The organism is Streptomyces sp. MST-110588, assembly GCF_022695595.1.
Taxonomy (GTDB): Bacteria; Actinomycetota; Actinomycetes; order Streptomycetales; family Streptomycetaceae; genus Streptomyces.
On the sequence record NZ_CP074380.1, the window covers coordinates 6955631 to 6974233 of the forward strand.

General features: G+C 71.6%; 17 protein-coding genes. 6 read left to right on the plus strand and 11 right to left on the minus strand.

The window, feature by feature from the left end:
- Positions 1-130: 130 nt before the first annotated feature.
- Positions 131-2188 carry a phospholipase C, phosphocholine-specific gene (locus KGS77_RS30435; RefSeq protein WP_242586322.1) on the plus strand — a complete coding sequence of 686 codons (2058 nt, stop codon included), beginning with the start codon at positions 131-133 and terminating at the stop codon, positions 2186-2188.
- Between the two features lie 191 nt (positions 2189-2379).
- Here KGS77_RS30435 and KGS77_RS30440 read toward each other — a convergent pair whose 3' ends face one another.
- The 3 genes from KGS77_RS30440 to KGS77_RS30450 are packed head-to-tail and all read right to left on the minus strand — an operon-like array spanning position 2380 to position 4524.
- A complete protein-coding gene (locus KGS77_RS30440; RefSeq protein WP_242586323.1) occupies positions 2380-2928 on the minus strand; it encodes a lipocalin-like domain-containing protein in 549 nt (182 codons plus the stop codon).
- Positions 2918-3670, minus strand: coding sequence for a cyclase family protein (locus KGS77_RS30445; RefSeq protein WP_242586324.1), 753 nt, complete (start codon positions 3668-3670; stop codon positions 2918-2920). The genes KGS77_RS30440 and KGS77_RS30445 overlap by 11 nt, the downstream gene beginning before the upstream one ends.
- Entirely contained in the window at positions 3667-4524 is an 858-nt protein-coding gene (locus KGS77_RS30450; protein ID WP_242586325.1) for an aromatase/cyclase, read from the minus strand. The genes KGS77_RS30445 and KGS77_RS30450 overlap by 4 nt, the downstream gene beginning before the upstream one ends.
- A 381-nt stretch (positions 4525-4905) precedes the next feature.
- Between KGS77_RS30450 and KGS77_RS30455 the strand changes: the two genes are divergently transcribed.
- The 3 genes from KGS77_RS30455 to KGS77_RS30465 all read left to right on the plus strand — a co-directional run bounded on the left by KGS77_RS30455 (position 4906) and on the right by KGS77_RS30465 (position 8737).
- Positions 4906-6054: an acyl-CoA dehydrogenase family protein gene (locus KGS77_RS30455; protein ID WP_242586326.1), complete on the plus strand. Its 1149-nt coding sequence runs from the start codon at positions 4906-4908 to the stop codon at positions 6052-6054.
- A gap of 181 nt (positions 6055-6235) precedes the next feature.
- Positions 6236-7504: a DUF6081 family protein gene (locus KGS77_RS30460; RefSeq protein WP_242586327.1), complete on the plus strand. Its 1269-nt coding sequence runs from the start codon at positions 6236-6238 to the stop codon at positions 7502-7504.
- 297 nt (positions 7505-7801) lie between these two features.
- Entirely contained in the window at positions 7802-8737 is a 936-nt protein-coding gene (locus tag KGS77_RS30465) for an alpha/beta hydrolase (protein ID WP_242586328.1), read from the plus strand.
- Between the two features lie 92 nt (positions 8738-8829).
- Here KGS77_RS30465 and KGS77_RS30470 read toward each other — a convergent pair whose 3' ends face one another.
- Both KGS77_RS30470 and KGS77_RS30475 read right to left on the minus strand, forming a co-directional pair.
- A complete protein-coding gene (locus tag KGS77_RS30470; RefSeq protein WP_242586329.1) occupies positions 8830-9411 on the minus strand; it encodes a flavodoxin family protein in 582 nt (193 codons plus the stop codon).
- Between the two features lie 106 nt (positions 9412-9517).
- Positions 9518-10285, minus strand: a complete 768-nt coding sequence (locus tag KGS77_RS30475) for an AfsR/SARP family transcriptional regulator (protein WP_242586330.1) — start codon at positions 10283-10285, stop codon at positions 9518-9520.
- Positions 10286-10966: 681 nt separating this feature from the next.
- On the opposite strand from KGS77_RS30475, the gene KGS77_RS30480 reads away from it, so the two are divergent.
- Both KGS77_RS30480 and KGS77_RS30485 read left to right on the plus strand, forming a co-directional pair.
- Entirely contained in the window at positions 10967-11233 is a 267-nt protein-coding gene (locus KGS77_RS30480; protein WP_242586331.1) for an acyl carrier protein, read from the plus strand.
- A 14-nt stretch (positions 11234-11247) separates the two neighbouring features.
- Entirely contained in the window at positions 11248-12204 is a 957-nt protein-coding gene (locus KGS77_RS30485) for an SRPBCC family protein (RefSeq protein ID WP_242586332.1), read from the plus strand.
- 141 nt (positions 12205-12345) lie between these two features.
- Here the strand turns inward: KGS77_RS30485 and KGS77_RS30490 are convergent, their stop codons facing one another.
- The 6 genes from KGS77_RS30490 to KGS77_RS30515 form a co-directional block, all read right to left on the minus strand.
- Positions 12346-13119: an SDR family oxidoreductase gene (locus tag KGS77_RS30490; protein WP_242586333.1), complete on the minus strand. Its 774-nt coding sequence runs from the start codon at positions 13117-13119 to the stop codon at positions 12346-12348.
- 286 nt (positions 13120-13405) lie between these two features.
- On the minus strand, positions 13406-14521 hold the full coding sequence (locus tag KGS77_RS30495; RefSeq protein ID WP_242586334.1) for a carbohydrate kinase family protein: 1116 nt from the start codon (positions 14519-14521) through the stop codon (positions 13406-13408).
- 1 nt (position 14522) lies between these two features.
- Positions 14523-15683 (minus strand): methionine adenosyltransferase, encoded by a 1161-nt coding sequence (gene metK, locus KGS77_RS30500; protein WP_242586335.1) that lies wholly within the window; start codon positions 15681-15683, stop codon positions 14523-14525.
- A gap of 404 nt (positions 15684-16087) precedes the next feature.
- The gene (locus tag KGS77_RS30505; RefSeq protein WP_242586336.1) at positions 16088-17023 is read right to left on the minus strand and encodes an NADP-dependent oxidoreductase; all 936 of its coding nucleotides are present in this window, start codon (positions 17021-17023) and stop codon (positions 16088-16090) included.
- Positions 17024-17031: 8 nt separating this feature from the next.
- Positions 17032-17436, minus strand: coding sequence for a nuclear transport factor 2 family protein (locus tag KGS77_RS30510; RefSeq protein ID WP_242586337.1), 405 nt, complete (start codon positions 17434-17436; stop codon positions 17032-17034).
- Positions 17437-17527: 91 nt separating this feature from the next.
- On the minus strand, positions 17528-18592 hold the full coding sequence (locus KGS77_RS30515) for an acetylserotonin O-methyltransferase (protein ID WP_242586338.1): 1065 nt from the start codon (positions 18590-18592) through the stop codon (positions 17528-17530).
- Between the last annotated feature and the right edge of the window lie 11 nt (positions 18593-18603).

Sequence of the window (18603 nt, forward strand, 5' to 3'; positions counted from 1 at the left end):
GCGTTCCCGTTCCGTACGCGGGAGATTCATGTCATGGCCATTGCTTCTTTCGCGGGGCTTGCCGATCCTCTTGGCACACTCCACTCGCTCCTGTCCCCCGCATCGACGCATCGAAGAGGTCACCCCACTCATGCCAGAACTCAACCGACGGCGGTTCGTCCAGCTCGCCGGCGGGACCGCGGCCTTCGCCATGCTGTCCAACAGCATCGAGCGGGCCGCCGCGATCCCCGCCCGGCGTCACTCGGGCAGCATCCAGGACGTCCAGCACATCGTCGTCCTGATGCAGGAGAACCGGTCCTTCGACCACTACTTCGGCTCGCTCAGGGGCGTACGGGGCTTCGGCGACCCGCGGCCCGTGACCCTGCCGAGCGGCAAGCCGGTCTGGCACCAGTCGGACGGGAGCAAGGAGGTCCTGCCGTTCCGCCCGGAGGCGGACAACCTGGGGATGCAGTTCCTCCAGGACCTCAACCACGACTGGGCCGGCACCCACAAAGCGGTCAACAAGGGCCGGTACGACCAGTGGATCCCCGCGAAGTCGGCCACGACGATGGCCTACCTGACGCGCGAGGACATCCCCTTCCACTACGCGCTCGCCGACGCCTTCACCGTCTGCGACGCCTACCACTGCTCCTTCCTCGGCTCCACCGACCCCAACCGCTACTACATGTGGTCGGGCTGTACGGGCAACGACGGCAGTGGCCGCGAGCCCGTCCTGGGCAACGAGGAGGCGGGGTACGACTGGACGACGTACCCCGAGCGGCTGGAGCGGGCCGGGGTGTCCTGGAAGATCTACCAGGACATCGGCGACGGGCTGGATGCCGCGGGGAAGTGGGGATGGATCAACGACGCGTACCGGGGCAACTACGGCGACAACTCGCTGCTGTACTTCAACAAGTACCGCAACGCCAAGCCCGGCGACCCCCTCTATGAGAAGGCCCGGACCGGCACGAACGCCAAGAAGGGCGATGGCCTCTTCGACATCCTGCGGGCCGACGTACAGACCGGCAAGCTTCCCAAGATCTCCTGGATCGCGGCTCCCGAAGCCTTCACCGAGCACCCCAACTGGCCCGCCAACTACGGGGCCTGGTACATCGCGCAGGTGCTGGACGCGCTGACCTCCGACCCCGAGGTCTGGAGCCGGACCGCCCTGTTCATCACCTACGACGAGAACGACGGGTTCTTCGACCACGTCGTACCGCCCTACCCGCCCTCCTCCGCCGCCCAGGGCCGCTCCACCGTGGACACCGCCCTGGAGCTCTACCCCGGCGGCCCGCGCTACGCCGCCGGGAACTACGGCCTGGGCCAGCGCGTCCCGATGCTGGTGGTCTCACCCTGGAGCACCGGCGGGTACGTGTGCTCCGAGGTCTTCGACCACACCTCGATCGTCCGGTTCATGGAGCGCCGCTTCGGCGTGCGCGAGCCCAACATCTCGCCGTGGCGACGTGCCGTCTGCGGCGACCTCACCTCGGCCTTCGACTTCGGCAGCAAGAGCACCCGGCCCGCGCACCTGCCGCCCACCGACGGCTACCGGCCGCCGGACCGCGACCGCCACCCGGACTACGTGCCCACCCCGCCCGCCGTCGGCCGGCTGCCCCGGCAGGAGCGCGGCGCGCGCCCGGCCCGGCCGCTGCCCTACGCGCCGTTCGTGGACGGCACCGGCACTCCCGGCACCGGGCGGTTCACCCTCACCTTCGGCAGCGGGCCGGGCGCCGGGGCGCACTTCTACGTCACCGCACCCAACCGTACGGACGGGCCGTGGACCTACACCACCGAGGCGGGCAAGCAGCTCTCGGACACCTGGAACACCGCCTACTCCCAGGGCGTGTACGACCTGACGGTGCACGGCCCGAACGGCTTCCTGCGGACGTTCAGAGGGCCCGGCAAGACCGCCGGCCCCGAGGTCACCGCCCGCCACAACGCCGGGACCGGACACCTGGACCTGGTCCTGACCAACGCGGGCGGCACCGCCTGCCGGCTCACGGTCGAGAACGCGTACGGCGGCAAGCCCGCGAAAATCACCGTACGGCCGGGGGCCCGGGTCACCCATACGGTGGATCTGCGCGCCTCCCGGCGCTGGTACGACGTGACCGTGGTGTCCGACACCGACCGAACGTTCCTGCGCCGGCTGGCCGGACACGTCGAGAACGGCACGGCCGGCACGAGCGATCCGGGGATCGCGACGGCCTGAGGTGGCCGAGGGACCGCCGGACCTCTGAGGCCGGGGACGGGCCGCCTGCTCGGCGGGCAGTAAGCGGGCAGGAAGCAGGCAGGAAGCAGGGCCGTGACGGAGAGGTGTCACGGCCCTGCGGGCACGGCCCCGGCGCACGATCCCGCTGTCCCGGCCCCGCGCCGGGGCCGTGCGGCCGTGGGCCGTGGTCTTCAGGTGACGCGCTGCCAGGCCAGAACGCGGCGGTGCAGCACGCCCTTGATGCGGGTCTCGGCGTACAGCGTCAGCCGGTCGCACTTGAGTACGGCCTCCCTGACCTGCTCGCTGCCGATCCAGTCCCGGCGCGGCGACACCAGGATCCGGTGCGCCACCGAGCGCCGGCCCACCAGCCGCCAGTGACCCAGATAGCCCATGTACGAGGCGGCACCGGCGCGGCTGCGGGAGGTCCGCATCATGTGCACGGACACCAGCCCGGAGGAGGTGTAGATCAACCGTCCGGTGGGGGAGGGGCCGAGCGGGCCCTCCTGCCGCGCCCCGTTGTGGTCGATCTCGTGGAAGGAGAGCAGGTGCCAGGAGCCGATCAGGTCGCGGGCGCAGACGCTGTGCGGTGCCGGTGCCGGTGCCGGTGCCGGTGCCGGTGCCGGTGCCTGGGACGGTGCCGGCGTACGGGACGGCGTCGGTGCCTGGGACGGTGCCGGCGCACCGGAGGGTGCCGGCGTACGGGGCGCTGCCGGGGTGTCGTCCCGGAGGTCAGTCCTCATCGAGGATCGCCACCACTCGCGTCCAGCCGGCCCCGGCGCCGCCGACGGCGACGGGGAAACAGGCGATGGTGTACCCGGTCGGTGCGGGCAGGGTCTCCAGATGGGCGAGCTTCTCCAACTGGAGGTACTCGCGGGTGCGGCCGTATATGTGCGCAGGCCACAGCACACTGTTGTCACCGGTGCGCCGGTACTCCTCGATCATCGCGTACATGGGGCGGTCCAGCCCCCAGGCGTCGATGCCGATGACCTTGACGCCGTGTTCGACCAGGTACGCCGTGCCTTCGCCGGTGAGCCCCGGGAACTTGGTGAGGTAGTCGGCGGTGCCCCACAGCTCGTCGGCGCCGGTCCACAGGAGCACCATGTCACCGGGGGCCAGGGTGTGGCCGGCGGCGGCCAGCGCCTCCTCCAGATGGCCGACCGTGATGCCCTCGCCCGGCGGGACGTGCCGCAGGTCCAGCCGCAGCCCGGGGCCGTAGCACCACTCCAGGGGCACCTGGTCGATGCTCTTGGCGGGCCGGCCGCCGCTGAGGGGCCCGTAGTGCAGCGGGGCGTCCATATGGGTGCCGGTATGGGTGGTCAGGGTGACGGTCTCGTTCGAGATGGCCATGCCGCCGGGGAAGTCCTGCGGGGACAGGCCCAGCACCGTGGCACCGGTGCGGTGGTCCAGCAGGTCCACGGTGACGGGGGTGGCCTCGCTGGGGGTGTGCCGGGTGACCACGCTCAGATCGATCAGGCGGGTCATGCGCCGGGCTCCGGGGCCGTGTGCGGCGTGGTGCCGACGGTACGGTTCTCCGCCTCGGTCTTGACGGCACCGAGGTCGGCGACGCTGTTGCGCTCGACGGCGGCCTTGATCAGCTCGTCGGCCTGCTCGTAGGTGAACTTGCCGGCGACCTTGCCGTCGACGGGGTCGCGGGGCTTGAAGTCATGCGTCAGGACGAGCTGGGTGGTCTTCTCATCGATGGGCAGGGCACGCCACTCGCCGCCCATGTAGCCCATCAGGGGAGCGTTTTCGAGCTGCCGGTAGGCGATGGTCCGGCGGGTGGTGTCGATGTCGCGGCGCGAGACCCAGGACTGGACCTCGCCGTTGACGTCCACCGTCAGCCGGCAGATCTGGTGCTCGGGCGACTCCTCCAGGATCACCACTTCCCGGGTCGGCGGGAAGATCCGGGCGTAGCCCTGGACGTCGACGATCACGTCCCAGACGGTGGCGGCCGGCGCGTTGACGGTCACGGTGTGTTCGGTGTGGTGCATGACGGCTCCTTGGTTGGCGGGGCTCAGGCCGAGCAGCTCCTCGTGGTTCGCGTACGCCGCGTCGTACTGGATGCGCGTCCTCCAGCGGGAGATGAACGCGTGGACGTGCGGCAGTTCGGAGAACTCGCGCAGCGTTTCGAGGTCCGGACAGGCGAACTGGGCGACCGCGTTCGCCGTGGTGCCCTTGGCGTGCTCGTCCACCGGCAGCCAGTGGTGCGGCCCGTACCCGAAGTGCGTGACGAGTCCGGAGTCCACCGCGATGTCCTTCAACTCCTGGAAGAACTGCTCCCGTTGACGGTTGTCGACCGTCTCGGCGAACCGGTAGATCAAGGTGTGGATGATCATGTATCCCCTCCGCAACGCTTTGGACCGTCCCCGAGGAGGCCGGGCCCGCACGCCACGACGAGGACGGCGCCAGGGTCCGCCGGGCGCCTGGGACTTCGCTGGGACGCCGGTCGTGGACCACATGGGGCGCGTACGGGTGACCGGGTGCGCGCGTCCGCGGCGGGCCGCCGGCCGGGCTGTTCCAGCGAGGACCAAGCGATCCACCAACGGGACCGGCCAGGCTGCCGCTCCGCCGGCCGTCCGACGCCACGGCGTCCGCCCGTACGTACGCACCTGCCGTTCCGCGTACGCACCGGCCGTCCGTACGTACGCATTTGAACGTCGATACCCGGCACCGGGAAGACCCGCACGAACTCCGCACGAGCCGAGGAGCGATTCAGGATGGACCTGGCAGCACACACGCTGTCGTCGGCAGCACGGGAGGTCGCGGTGGCCGCCGCCCAGGGCGCGGCCACCGCGGAGACCAACCGCAGACTCGACCCCGATGTGGTCAAGGCGCTGGCCGAGGCCGGTTTCGCCCGGCACTTCGTCCCGGTGCGGCACGGCGGGAGCCGGGGGACGTTCCTGGAGCTGAACCGGGCGGTGTCCGCGGTCGGCGAGGGCTGCACCGCCACCGCCTGGTGCGCGTCCCTGGCCGCCCATGTCTCCCGGTTCGCCGCGCACCTGCCGGCCGGCGGGCAGGACGAGGTCTGGGCACAGGGGCCGGACGCCTTCCTGGTGGCCTCCTTGACACCGCTGGGCACCGCGCAGCCCGTCCCCGGCGGCTACCGGCTCGCCGGTACCTGGCCGTTCGTCAGCGCCATCGACTACGCGGACTGGGCGCTGCTGGCCGCGATGGTGCCGCGGGAGGGCGAGGCGGAACCGGAGCCGCGGGTCTTCGCCGTACCGCGCGCGGCCTGGCGGACCGTGGACACCTGGCACAACGTGGGTATGGCCGCCACCGGCAGCCATACGGTGGTCGTCGAGGACGCGATGATCCCGCAGGCCCGTACGGTCGGCCGCCAGGACCTGTTCACCGGCCGCGCCGCCGACTCCGGCGCGCTGCGCCACGCCGTACCGATGCAGGCCACGACCATGATGTTCGCGACCCCGGCGCTGGGCGCCGCCAAGGGAGCGCTGACGGCCTGGCTCGGTCACATCACGCCCAAGATCCGGGCCGCGGCTGCCCGGCCCACACGGGCGCTGCCCGGCATGCCGACCTTCAACCGTACGTCGCAGGACGTGATCCTGGCCCGCAGCGCCACCGAGATCGACGCCGCGGAACTGCTGCTGGAGCGGGCCGCACGGACGGCGGACCGCGGCGGCCTGACCGCGCTGGAGACGATGCGCAACTGGCGGGACTGCGCGATGGCCACCGACATCCTGGTGGGAGTGGTCAACCGGCTCTTCCGCGGGGTCGGCACCACCGGCCAGTCCTCGGGGAACCCCATCCAGCGCTTCTGGCGGGACACCAACTCGGTGGCCGGGCACCAGGGGCTCCAGGTCGAGTCCGCGGCGACCGCGTACTCCTATCAGGCGATCGGGATCTGAACGGGTTCCGGGGGCGCGCACCGGGCGCGGGATCGCGGACCGGTTCCGTACGGCCACTTCCCAGGACTGAACAGGTGCAGTACGCACCACGTATTGGGCGTCGCGGTACGGGTCGCGTGCCGCACCGCAGGCGCACAGAGACGTACACGGACGTACAGAACCGGCACCGAAAGGGACGCGCATGACCAGAGACCGACGTACGGAGCAGTCATCCGCGGACGGCCCGGCCGCCCCCGATGTCTCCGACACCACCGGCACCGAACCCGTACCCGGATCCGCCGCAGTCGCCGGGGCCGAGGAGGCCAAGGAAACCGCCGGTCAGGACGCCTGGACGTATGTCGCCGGACGAGCGGCGGACCGGGCCCCGACCCTGGAGGACCAGACAGGCCAGGCCGTGGACCAGACGGGCGGGACGACGGGCGGATCGACGAGTGCGGCTGCCGACGCGGCGAGCGAAATGGCGGGCCATCGCGTCATCTGGGAGGACGACTTCTCCAAGGGCTTCCTCACCGAAGGGCCGCGAGCGCGGTGGATCTTCCTGCCGTTCGGGTCCGGCGTCGGCCTGGACGGTAAGGCGACCACCTCCCGGCGGGGGCTGCAGGTCGTCTCCGGCGGCACCAACTCCGTCAGCCACCAGCCGGCGTTCACCCTGACCCTCGGCCAGAACGACCCCAGCAAGCTCCCCGGCAACCTGGACCACGTCAAGTGGCTGGCCAACGTCAACGTGAAGTCCACCGGCGGGGTCCTCGGCTTCGACACCGCGCCGGGCAGTGAGGTCTCGTACGAGACCTGGATGTCCGGTGTCTCCTACGGCACCGACGGTCACCCGTTCGGGAACGCCGTGGACGACGCCCAGGACGACCTGCGGCTGGCCTCGATGGGCTTTTCCGCACAGGACCTGGAGAGCGGGGTCGCCTTCGACTTCTACCTCACCAACAAGTCGGTCTACGTCTTCTACGAGCGGCTGCCCAACAACCGCGCCCAGCTCGGCAACTACGCGGCCTTCCTCTACACCATCCCGGTCGCCCGCCGCTCACCACGCGACGAGCACCACTGCCGTATCTCCTACGACCGCTCACGCGGACTGGCGCGCTGGTTCCTGGACGGCAAGGAGGTCCTGCGGGTGGACCGGATCGGCCACCGGCTGGACTCCCGCCGCTTCATGATGCTCGACCACGGAGGCGTCGAGCAGACGGTGCAGCTCAAGCAACTGGAGCTGTCGCTCGGCCTGTTCACGACCCTGGACGGGGGACGGCCCGGCCGGGCCGGTTCCGGTCTGGTCCGGCTGACCACCGAGGCCGGCCACTACTTCGACCCGGCGGTCGGCGAGCCCACCCCGGAGCGCTTCCGCGATGAAGCCAGTGCGCCCGGCAGCCGTCTGTGGGGGCAGGGCGCCGGCCTGAACGTCCGCAGGGTACGGGTGACCAGGCGGCGGACCTCGGCCGGCTGAGCGGGCCGGGCCGAAGGGCGGCTCGCGCGGCACCGTCCACCGCACCGCCGCGCGAGCGCGCCGCCCCGCGCCGGGGCCGCACCGCTCTCCTGCGTACGCATCACGCCGGGGCCGCACCGCTCTCCTGCGTACGCATCACCGCTCTCGTACGTACGCGTTCCGTTCCTCGTACGCGCCCCCTTCCCGTTCCTCGTACGCGCCCCGCTTCCCGTTCGCCACCGCCTCCATGCCGTCTCCCCGCTGTCTTCATGCCGTACCCCCGCACCGACCCGGCCACCGAACAGACGGAGGACCCCCGTGAGTTACGACTTCGATCCCGAACTGGCGCCTTTCGCCCCGCGGATGCGGCCCCTGGACTACGCCGAGCCGGCCTCGGCGCGGGCCGTGCTGCGCCAGGTCATGGCCGCCCAGCCGGGCTATGAGGGCGCCTCCCGCGTACGGGTGGAGGACCGGACCCTGCCCGTGGCCGACGGGCCGGACCTGACCGTACGGATCTACCGGCCGGCGGCGCGGGGCGGTCCGCGGCCCGCCCTGATCTTTCCCCACTGGGGTGCCTTCGTCACCGGCGACCTGGACACCCCGCAGACCTTCGCCCTGCGGATCGCCGACCTCGTGGGCGCGGTGGTGGTGTCCCCGGACTACCGGCTGGCCCCGGAACACCCCTTCCCGGCGGGGCTGGAGGACTGCTACGCCGCCCTTGAGTGGACCGCCGGCCACGCGGCCGAACTGGGGGTCGACACCGACCGGATCGGACTGGCCGGGTTCAGCGCCGGCGGCGGGCTGGCCGCCGGGACCGCGCTGCTGGCCCGGGACCGCAACGGGCCGCGGGTGCGCTATTTGTACCTGCTCTTCCCGCAGCTCGACGACCGGCTGGAGACCCCCTCCGCCCGCTCCTTCGTGGACACGCCGATGCTCGACCGCGGCTGCCTGGAGCTGAGCTGGAAGCACTACCTCGGGGGCGCGCCCGCCTCCCCGTACGCCGCACCCGCCCGTGCCACGGACCTGTCGGGTCTGCCGCCGGCCTTCGTGGGGACGTGTGAGTACGACCCGCTGCGGGACGAGGGCATCATCTTCGCCCACCGGCTGGTCCAGGCGGGCCGCGGCACGCAGATGGCGCACTACCCGGGGACCTTCCACGCCTCCGTCGGCATCGCCCACGCGGCGGTGTCACGGCGGATGGTGGCCGACCAGATCGACGCCCTGCGCCGCGGACTGGGCAGCCGGGACGCATAGACGGCGCCCAGAACGGACAGCGCGGGCAGGACGGACGGGCGGCCCGCCGGCCGGGTACGGGAGCGGGTGCGCCGCCCCGTACCCGGCCGGTCTCAGGCCGCCAGCGCCCTGGCCCGCCGCAGCAGCAGCGTGTGTTCGGCCACGCGCTGCCCCAGGTGGGAGGCGGTGAGCAGGTCGGCCTTCTTCATCATCTCCGGCCCTTCCCGGCCCGGGCACTGCGCCATCGCGCCGAGCCAGCCGCCGATCCGGTTGAGGTCGGTCTCCTCCGTACCGGGCAGCAGGTCGAGGTTGACCCAGTACATGCCGTGCTGGGCGGCCAGTACGGTGAAGTACTGCAAGGTGTTGAGCTTGTCGCCGCTCATCGCGCCCGAAGTGGTGAAACCGGCCGCGATCTTGTCCTTCCACGCCTGGGCGCTCCACCGGCCCGCCGTGTCGTGGGCGAAGGTGTGGAAGGCGGGGCTGGCCGTGCCCATGTAGGTGGGCGATCCGAAGATGATGGCGTCCGCCGCGTCCAGGCGGCTCCAATCCTCCTCGGACACCTCCTCCACGGTGATCATCTCCACGGTGACCCCGGACACGGATGCCGCGCCCTCGTGTACCGCTTCGGCCAGCCTCGTCGTGTGCCCGTACCCGCTGTGATAGGCGATGACGACGGACGCCGAGATGTCGGACATGGATGTTCCTCTCACGTTGGTCAAGTGTCAGACACCTTCAGCGTCACAGCTCTTTCGGCGGATGCGTACTGCCCGTCCGGACAGTCACACCTAGCCGAAAGGCGAGTCACCGGGCGGCGGTGACGGGCGTCCTGGCCGTCAGCAGGTCGTGCTGGAGGATCTGGAGTTCGGGCGCGGGCTCGATGCCCAGCTCCACGTCCAGGGTGCGCCACAGGCTCCGGTACGCCTGGAGCGCCTCGGCCCGCCGGCCGCAACTGTGCAGCGCCTTGATGAGCTGGGCGTGCAGGCTCTCGTTGAGCGGGTTCTCGGCGACCAGCAGCCGGAGCCAGGGAATGATCTCCTGGTGCCGGCCCAGCCGCCGGCTGGCCTCGATGTGCAGCTCGTTGGCCGCGAACCGCAGCTCGTTGATGTACGTGAGATGGGCGTCCAGGACCGGGCCGGTCATCATGCCGGCGAGGACCGGGCCGCGCCACAGCCGGAACGCCTCGTCGAGGTGTTCCGCGGCCGTCTCGACGTGCCCGGCCTCCAGTGCCCTGCGCGCCTGCTGGACCAGGCGTTCGAAGACGGCGACGTCGATGGTGTCGGCGGGCACCCGGATGCTGTACCCGGCGGGCCGGGTGATGAGGATGTCACGGCCGCCGGGCACGGACGCGAAGATCTTGCGCCCGTGGTAGACGTACGTCTGAAGCGTGGTCAGAGCACTGCGCGGGACGTTTTCGCCCCACAGCTCCTCGATCAGAGAATCCACTCCGACCGTTTCCCCGTTCTGGATCAACAACAACCCGAGCAGTTGGCTGACTTTCGACCGGCTCAAAATGAGCGATCGGCCGTCGTCGGCCACCATCTCGAATTGGCCTAGCAGGTTGAATTTCATGGCGCTCCCCCTGATTGTCCATGACTCAGGCGAGAGTGATTCCACGGCTGTTCGGTGTGATCGCTCCTGAACAGATCGGCAGCTCGGCCGAATCCGTGTACCGTCGAACCCCCCGTACCTGGCGCTCCGTTCACCCGCCGTCGGGCAGGGTGAGACTCTTCCGGCGCCACTGGGAAGATATCGGAGGCATAGTGGTCTCCACCACCGGGAAAGCTGTGTCGGCCATCACACTAGCCGAATTACCGGGCGGTGAGTTAAACCTGCTGCTCCTATTGCTGGAGGAGTGGCGGTCAAGGAATGGAACGGCCCGGATCAATATCGGATCAATATCGGACCGGTGCCGAAGAATTCTGGTCGCCGTCCGGAATCGCGGACCACGCGTACGCATTACGGACGAGGGCTCCAGGTACGGGCACAGGGCACACGGCGCCGGGTACGGAGCGCAGGGTACGGGGCGCCGGGCGGGGGAGCCGGGTACGAGGGCGCCGTACGGCCATGGTGCCCGTACCCCCTCGGGACCCGATGGGGCCACGACAGCGAACCCCAAGTCCGCTCCCAGTGTTGTGCGAGCACCTGCCCGCACCCTCGGGCGGGAAGGCAGCCGGCCGGGACAGGACGCGGCACACCGGCCCCGTCGTCCCACCGAACCACTGCTCCACCGATCCGTAGGAGACACCTGTTATGACAGCTCTTGGCATCGACGACCTGCGCCGCATCCTCGTCGCCTGTGCCGGCGAGGAGGACGGCGTCGACCTGACCGGCGACATCCTCGATACGGCCTTCGAGGACCTGGGGTACGACTCGCTCGCCCTCATGGAGACGGCTGCCGCGATCCAGCAGGAGTACGGCGTCACCCTGCCGGACGAGGAGGTCGCCACGGCCCGCACCCCCCGCGCGCTGCTCGACCTGATCAACCTGGGCGACGGGGTCCCGCAGGCGAGCGGCTGACGGGGCGCGGCGAGATGGCGCAACCGGTCACCCATCGCACCGAGCACACCCTGACCGTCCGGGCCCCCGCCCGTACGCTCTACGGCCTGGTCGCCGACGTCACCCTGTGGCCGGCGGTCTTCGGGCGCACCGTCGCCGTCCGGCACCTCGAACGGGACCGGCGCACCGAGACGTTCGAGATCTGGACGGTCGTCGACGGCGAGGTCGCGCACTGGACCTCCCGCCGCGTCCTGGACCCCGGGCGCCTGTACGTGGGCTTCCGGCAGGAGCACCGCCAGGCACCGGCGTCGCTGGACGGCGGCTGGCACCTGCGCGCGCTGCCCGGCGGCAGGACCGAGGTGGTCCTGCGGCACCGCCTGCGTGCGGTGGAGGAGGAGTCCGCGCCGCTGCGGCGGCTGCGGGCCACCTTGCACCGCAGAGGTTCCGAGGCGCTCGCCGCGCTGGCCCGCGTCACCGAACAGCCGTACACCGTGGAGGAGATGGTCTTCTCCTTCACCGACACCTGGGAGCCGCACGCGACGGCGGCCGAGGCGTACGCCTTCGTGCGCGGCGCCGACCGCTGGGCGCAACGGCTCCCGCATGTGCGCCAGGTGCGGGTCGCAGAACCCGCTCCCGGGGTCCAGGACCTTCAGGCGCGGACCGTCACCGAGGACGGCAGCCCGCGCGCCACGCGGTCGCTGCGCGTGTGCCGGGCGCCGGGCTGGATCGCGGAGAAGCAACTGTCCGGCGCGCGGCTGGCGCTGGGACACAGTGCGACATGGTCGTTCACGGGCGGCGCCGGGTACGCCCGCGACCGCTCGCTGATCACCGTACGGCACACCGTGGCCGTCGATCCCGCAGCGGTCGCCGGCGAACTCGGCGGGCGCGCCACCTTGGCGGACGCCCGCGCCCTGCTGCGCGCGGAGCTGGGCGCCGCGAGCCGGGCGGTCGCGGCGGGCGTGGGGGCCGCCGCGACCGCCCGGGCCGGATAGCGGGCGGCGTCGGGGCCCCGGGCTCCCGGCTTGGTGAAAAGGGCATCAGGGGAGGGCGGGGGCCGTCACGCGCCGGAGCGCGGTGGCGGCCCCCGCCCTTGCCACCTCACACGACGGTGGCGGAGAACGCTCCCCGTCCGCTCACCACGGGATGCTCTCCTCCACCGAACCCTCCATGCTGCCACGGAAGGCACCGGTCGGCCCGTCCTTGTCCATCAGCGCCAGGCGTACGGGCACCTCGGCGCCCTCCTCCGGCGTCTGCGTGCCACGGCTGAACGGGGAGTCCGAGTTCAGGTCGGTGGCGACCAGCCCGGGGTTGGCCGCGTTCACCCGGATCCCCGCCTCGCGCAGCGCGTTGGCGTACACCAGGGTGATCGCGTTGAGCGCGGCCTTGGAGGAGCTGTAGGGGAGCAGCCCGCGGGTGGAGACCGGGTGGTCCCGGTCGCTGAGCAGGGTCAGCGAGCCCAGCGGGCTGGACATGTTCACCACCCGGCCGGCGGGGGACCGGCGCAGCAGCGGAATGCACGCCTGGGTCACCGCGACCGTACCGAACACATTGACCTCGAAGGCCGCCCGCATGTGGTCGGCGGTCACCTCCGGCACCGCGACGCCCCACTCCACCACGATTCCCGCGTTGTTGACGAGGACGTCCAGCCGGTCGCACTCCTGCGCGATGCGCCGGACGGCGGCGTCGACCTGGGACTGGTCGGTCACATCGAGCTGGAGGAAGCGCACATCACCGCCCTGCGCGGCGAGTTCGCCCGCGGCCTGCCGGCCGCGTTCCGCGTCCCGTGCCCCGAGGTAGACCGTCATGCCCTCGGCGGCCAGCCGCCGGGCGATCTGCTTGCCGATTCCCTTGTTGGCCCCGGTGACCAGCGCCACCTCGCCCTGGTGCCTGCCCTGTCCGTCAGTCATGGTGGAACCCCTGCTCAGTAGGTGCCGGAACCACGGCGCGGCTCCGGCGGATAGGTGAAACTCCGGCCCGGGCGCGTGGCGCCGGGCGTCCGGAGGAGACATCCGGGGCGGACTGTAACCTCGGGCCGGCCGCGACCGCGACCGTATTCGGTGCCGTGTACGGCGGTGTACGGCGATATCCAGCGGTGTACGGCGGCGCGGCGCAGGAAGTTCCCGCCGCGCGCCCTCGGAACGGCTCTCGGAACGACTCCCGGTCGGCGTCCGTGCCGGCATCCGGGCCCGTGCCTCAGCCCGTCCGCGCGCCCCGCGGTTCCGGCGGAGCGGACGAGGGCGCGTAGGCCCGCGGCAGCCCGGCCAGTACGGCAGCGGCCTCCTGGCCCCCGTACGCCGTCGTGAGCAGTTCACCCAGCCGCCCGGGCCCGGCGCGGTACGTCTGCGGGCCGACGGACGCCAGCGCGAGCGTGGCCAGCGCGGCTCCGGCCCGTGCGGCGCGTACGGCCGTCAGCCCGCCCGCCAGCCCCGCCAGATAGCCGGCGCGGAAGGCGTCACCGACGCCGGTCGGGTCGGTGGCGGTGGCGGCCGGTACGGCGGCGACCTCGATGCCCGGCTCGCCCTCCCGGTCGATGCGGCAGCCCTTCGCGCCCAGGGTGGTGATCCAGGTGCCGACCCGGCCGAGCACGTCCGCGCGGGTCCACCCGGCCTTGGCGAGCAGCAGCGCATTCTCGTACTCGTTGGTGAACAGATGGTCGGCACCGTCGACCAGTTCACGGATCGTCGCGCCGTCGGCGAGGGCGAGCTGCTGGGAGGGGTCGGCGGCGAAGCGCAGGCCCAGCGCCCGGCAGGCCCGGGTGTGCCGGAGCATGGCCCGCGGGTCGTCCGCGCCGACCAGGACGAACCCGGGGCGGTGCGCGCGGGCGAGCGCCGCCAGGTCGATGCCGGACGCCTCGGTCATGGCCCCGGGGTAGAAGGACGCGAGCTGGTTGCCGTCCGCGTCGGTGGTGCAGGTGAAGCGGGCGGTGGGCAGGGAGGACGAGACGCGCACCGGTGAGGTGTCCACGCCGTGCGCGCGCAGCCGCCGGCCGTGCTCCTGGAAGTCGCTGCCCACCGCCGCGACGAGCAGCGGGCGGTGGCCGAGCGAGGCGAGGCCGTAGGCGATGTTGGCCGCGACCCCGCCGGGCCGGATCTCCAGGGTGTCCACCAGGAACGACAGCGAGATGTGGTCGAGATGGTCCGGTACGAGCTGGTCCGCGAACCGGCCGGGGAACACCGAGAGATGGTCGGTGGCGACGGAGCCGGTGACGACGATTCTCCTCGCCTCGCCCCGCCGGACCGCGCCGTTTTGCGGCCCGCTCCCGCTCCGGCCCGCTCTCCCGTCCCGCCGCTCGCCCCCGTCCCCCGCCATGTCACAGTCCCGCGGCCGTGCGCAGCGCGTCGACGCGGTCGGTGCGCTCCCAGGTGAAGTCCGCCAGCTCGCGGCCGAAGTGGCCGTAGGCGGCGGTCTGTGCGTAGATCGGGCGCAGGAGGTCCAGATCGCGGATGATGGCGGCCGGTCGCAGGTCGAAGACCTCGGCGATGGCGTCCTCGATCTTCCGGACGTCGACGGTGGCGGTGCCGAAGGTCTCCACGAACAGGCCCACCGGGTCGGCCTTGCCGATCGCGTAGGCGACCTGGACCTCGCAGCGCCGCGCCAGTCCCGCCGCGACCACGTTCTTGGCGACCCAGCGCATCGCGTACGCGGCCGAACGGTCCACCTTGGAGGGGTCCTTGCCGGAGAAGGCGCCGCCGCCGTGCCGGGCCATGCCCCCGTACGTGTCCACGATGATCTTGCGGCCGGTCAGGCCCGCGTCCCCCATCGGACCGCCGATCTCGAAGCGGCCGGTGGGGTTGACCAGCAGCCGGTAGCCGTCGGTGTCCAGCTTCACCCCGTCGTGGAGTTCGGCGAGCACCGGCTCCACCACGAACTCCCTGATGTCCGGGGCGAGCAGCGTGTCCAGGTCGATGTCGGGGGCGTGCTGGGAGGAGACCACGACGGTGTCCAGGCGCACCGCCTGCTCCCCGTCGTACTCGATGGTGACCTGCGTCTTGCCGTCCGGGCGCAGATAGGGGATATCGCCGCCCCGGCGGACCTGGGAGAGCCGGTGGGAGAGCCGGTGGGCCAGGTGGATGGGCAGCGGCATCAGCTCGGGCGTCTCGTCGCACGCGTACCCGAACATCAGGCCCTGGTCGCCGGCGCCGCCGGTGTCCACGCCCAGCGCGATGTCGGGGGACTGCGCCCCGATCGCGATGGACACGCCGCAGGACGCGCCGTCGAAGCCCTTGTGGGACGAGCCGTAGCCGATGTCCAGGATCTTCTCCCGTACGAGCTGCGCGATCGGCACGTACGCCGAGGTGGCGACCTCGCCGGCCACCTGCACCAGGCCGGTGGTGATCAGTGTCTCCACGGCGACCCGCGAGGCCGGGTCCGCCTCCAGGAGCGCGTCGAGGATCGTGTCGCTGATCTGGTCAGCGATCTTGTCGGGGTGGCCCTCGGTCACGGATTCCGAGGTGAACAGACGACGGGACACAGCACTCCCCTGTGGTGCGATGGACGACAGGACCCGGACCGGTGCGCTCCGGGGCCACGGGACGGAAACCGGAGGAAACCGGGCCGATGACGTACGTGCCGGACGCGGCCCCGGCCGTGCGGCGGCACCGGGTGCGTCGGGCCCGCCCAGTGTCCTGACGGCGGGTCGAGCATCACTGGGGATCGGCCGGAACACGGCTGGTGCGCCGTGACCGGAACATGGCTGGTGGGCCCGTGGGCGACGCCGTACGGCCCGGAGCCGCGGCCACCGCCTCGACACGCGCGGACGGACCCGGCGGAGTCACCCGCCGGGTCCGTCTTCGATGCGGTGGCCCGGTTGTCGGCCGCCGGTCACCGGCCATCAGTCCCGGTCACCGGCCATCGGTTCCCGGTCACCGGCCGCCCTCAGACCGTGAGCACGATCTTCCCCGTCGTCGAACCCGAGCCGATCAGACGGTGCGCCCGCGCGGCGTCCGCCAGCGGCAGCCCGTGCGCGACATGGGAGCGCAGCTTCCCGGCGTCCACCAGCTCCGCCAGGGCCTCCAGGGCACAGTGGTCCGGCTCGGCGGTGACCCCGAAGAACCGCAGGCCGCGGTGGTCGGCCTGCTTGGCGAGGTCGGTGTTGCGCATCTCGACGATCGTGACCAGCACCCCGCCAGGCCGCAGGACGTCCAGCGAGCGGACGGCGGTCTCGCCGCCCACCGTGTCGACCACCACGTCCACGCCCCCGCCGGCCGCGTCCGCGAAGTCCACCGCACGGTAGTCGATCACCTCGTCCGCCCCCAGCTCGCGGACGAAGCCGTGCTTGGCCGCGCTGGCGGTCGCCAGGACCTCGGCACCGAGCGCCTTGGCGATCTGTACGGCCAGGTGGCCGACCCCGCCCCCGCCGCCGTGGACCAGCACCCGCTGACCGTCCTGGACCCGTGCCGCGTCGGCCAGGGCCTGCCAGGCGGTCAGCCCCGCCAGCGGCAGCCCGGCCGCCTGCACATGGCCGATGGTGGCGGGTTTGCGGGCCAGTTGCCGGGAGGGCGCGACGGTGTACTCCGCGTACCCGTTGGCGGCGAGCGGGATGTACGGCATGCCGTACACCTCATCGCCCGGGACGAACCGGGACACGCCCGGCGCGACCTCCTCGACCACACCGGATATGTCCCAGCCCACGGTGAACGGCGGCCTGCCCAGGAGGGGCAGGGCACCGGAGCGGACATGGGCGTCGATCGGGTTCACACCGGCGGCCCGGACCCGTACGAGCACTTCGTTCAGTGACGGCCGCGGGCGTGCCACCTCGGTCAGTTCCAGCACTTCGGGACCGCCGAAGGAGTACTGCGTGACCGCGCGCATGGTACTGGTCATAGGCCGTCCGCGGTCAGTTCTTCGAGGGTGGACCCCTCGGGGACGGCCTGGCCCACGTCCCAGTGCTCGGCCAGCCGGCCGTCCCGGATCCGCCAGATGTCGACCACGACCGAACCGGGCGCCGTCGGCGCGACCCTGGCGACGCTGTGCGTCCACACCTGGTCGCCCTCGGCGACCATGCGCACGACCGTGAGCGAGAACGCGGGGAAGGCCGCCTGCGCCGCCTCCCGGAAGCCCTCGACCGTACGGTCCCGGCCCACGCCGACCCCCGGGTGGTGGTTGGCGAAGTCCTCGGTCAGCAGCGCTCGCGCGCGGTCGTAGTCCTTCTCGTTGTAGAACCTGCGGATGAACTCGGTGACGAGTTCCTTGTTCGCCTTCAACGCGTCGGCGTCGGACGGCATCCGCTGCATCCTTTCCTCCGGGGCCACCGGTACGCGGGGCGCCGGGCGCTGCCTGACGCGCTCGGGTACCGGCGGCCCTTCCGGTACGGTGTCACTCCTTGATGCCGACCACGATCGAGTCGGGGCCGACCAGGTGCTCGGACCAGGTACGGCCGAAGCCCGCCTCGGCCATCCAGCCCTTGCAGTCGGCCGCGGTGTAGCCGAAGCCGACATCGGTCACGGCGAGCATATTCAGACTCATCAGGAGCCCGAAGGCGTTCTGGGAACGGTCGTCGTCGATGAGCGAGTCGTAGACGATCACCGCACCGCCCTTGGGCAGGGCCTGCCACGCCTTCTTCAGCAGCACCTTCTTGCGGTCCAGGTCCCAGTTGTGCAGGATGTGGCCGAAGGTGAACACATCGCTGGCGGGGAAGTCCTGGGTGAAGAAGTCGCCCCCGACGAACCGCAGCCGGTCCTGGAGCCCGTTGTCCGCCGCGTACTTGGTGAACGTCGGGGCCGCCGCCGGCAGGTCGAACCCGATGCCTTGCAGGTGCGGGTTGGCCAGCAGGACCTGGACGGCCAGGTCGCCCTGGGCGGTGCCCATGTCGGCCAGCGTCTTGTAGCCGCTCCAGTCCACCTGCGTGGCGATCCGGCAGTTGGCGCTGTGGCTCATGCCCGTCATCGACGCCAGGAATTCCTGGAGCCGCTGCTCGTCCGCGTACAGCGCGTCGTAGATGTACTCGTCGGTGTCGTTGGTCGCCTGGTCCTGCTGCTTGCCGGTGCGCAGCGCGTCGGTCAGGTTGCTCCAGATGGGGTACATCCGGGAGTTGGCCATCTCCAGCATGCTGCCCACGTGCAGGTAGGACTGCTTGCCGCGGTCCAGGTAGGCGGCGGCCTCCTCCGTGTTGTGGTAGACGCCGTCGACCCGGCGCAGCAGGCCCAGGGCCACCAGCGCGTCGAAGAAGTCCAGCGCGCCGCGCGGGTGGACGCCCACCCGCTCGCGCAGGGTCGCGGCATCGGCCGGGCCCTTGGCCAGTTCGGTGAACACGCCGAGTTCAACGGCGCTGAGCAGCGCCTTCGCGGAGAGGAAGGCCAGCCCGGTGTGCAGGATGCGGTCCGGGGACGCCTGTGACTCGAACTGGTTCGGGGACGGGGAAGGGGACGGGGACTTGCTCATGTGTGGCTCCT

Excerpts from the sequence above, each read along its gene's own strand:
- KGS77_RS30435 (WP_242586322.1), top strand. The coding sequence starts at position 131 with ATGCCAGAACTCAACCGACGGCGGTTCGTCCAGCTCGCCGGCGGGACC.
- KGS77_RS30440 (WP_242586323.1), bottom strand. The coding sequence starts at position 2,928 with ATGAGGACTGACCTCCGGGACGACACCCCGGCAGCGCCCCGTACGCCG.
- KGS77_RS30445 (WP_242586324.1), bottom strand. The coding sequence starts at position 3,670 with ATGACCCGCCTGATCGATCTGAGCGTGGTCACCCGGCACACCCCCAGC.
- KGS77_RS30450 (WP_242586325.1), bottom strand. The coding sequence starts at position 4,524 with ATGATCATCCACACCTTGATCTACCGGTTCGCCGAGACGGTCGACAAC.
- KGS77_RS30455 (WP_242586326.1), top strand. The coding sequence starts at position 4,906 with ATGGACCTGGCAGCACACACGCTGTCGTCGGCAGCACGGGAGGTCGCG.
- KGS77_RS30460 (WP_242586327.1), top strand. The coding sequence starts at position 6,236 with ATGACCAGAGACCGACGTACGGAGCAGTCATCCGCGGACGGCCCGGCC.
- KGS77_RS30470 (WP_242586329.1), bottom strand. The coding sequence starts at position 9,411 with ATGTCCGACATCTCGGCGTCCGTCGTCATCGCCTATCACAGCGGGTAC.
- KGS77_RS30475 (WP_242586330.1), bottom strand. The coding sequence starts at position 10,285 with ATGAAATTCAACCTGCTAGGCCAATTCGAGATGGTGGCCGACGACGGC.
- KGS77_RS30480 (WP_242586331.1), top strand. The coding sequence starts at position 10,967 with ATGACAGCTCTTGGCATCGACGACCTGCGCCGCATCCTCGTCGCCTGT.
- KGS77_RS30485 (WP_242586332.1), top strand. The coding sequence starts at position 11,248 with ATGGCGCAACCGGTCACCCATCGCACCGAGCACACCCTGACCGTCCGG.
- KGS77_RS30490 (WP_242586333.1), bottom strand. The coding sequence starts at position 13,119 with ATGACTGACGGACAGGGCAGGCACCAGGGCGAGGTGGCGCTGGTCACC.
- KGS77_RS30495 (WP_242586334.1), bottom strand. The coding sequence starts at position 14,521 with ATGGCGGGGGACGGGGGCGAGCGGCGGGACGGGAGAGCGGGCCGGAGC.
- KGS77_RS30505 (WP_242586336.1), bottom strand. The coding sequence starts at position 17,023 with ATGCGCGCGGTCACGCAGTACTCCTTCGGCGGTCCCGAAGTGCTGGAA.
- KGS77_RS30510 (WP_242586337.1), bottom strand. The coding sequence starts at position 17,436 with ATGCCGTCCGACGCCGACGCGTTGAAGGCGAACAAGGAACTCGTCACC.
- KGS77_RS30515 (WP_242586338.1), bottom strand. The coding sequence starts at position 18,592 with ATGAGCAAGTCCCCGTCCCCTTCCCCGTCCCCGAACCAGTTCGAGTCA.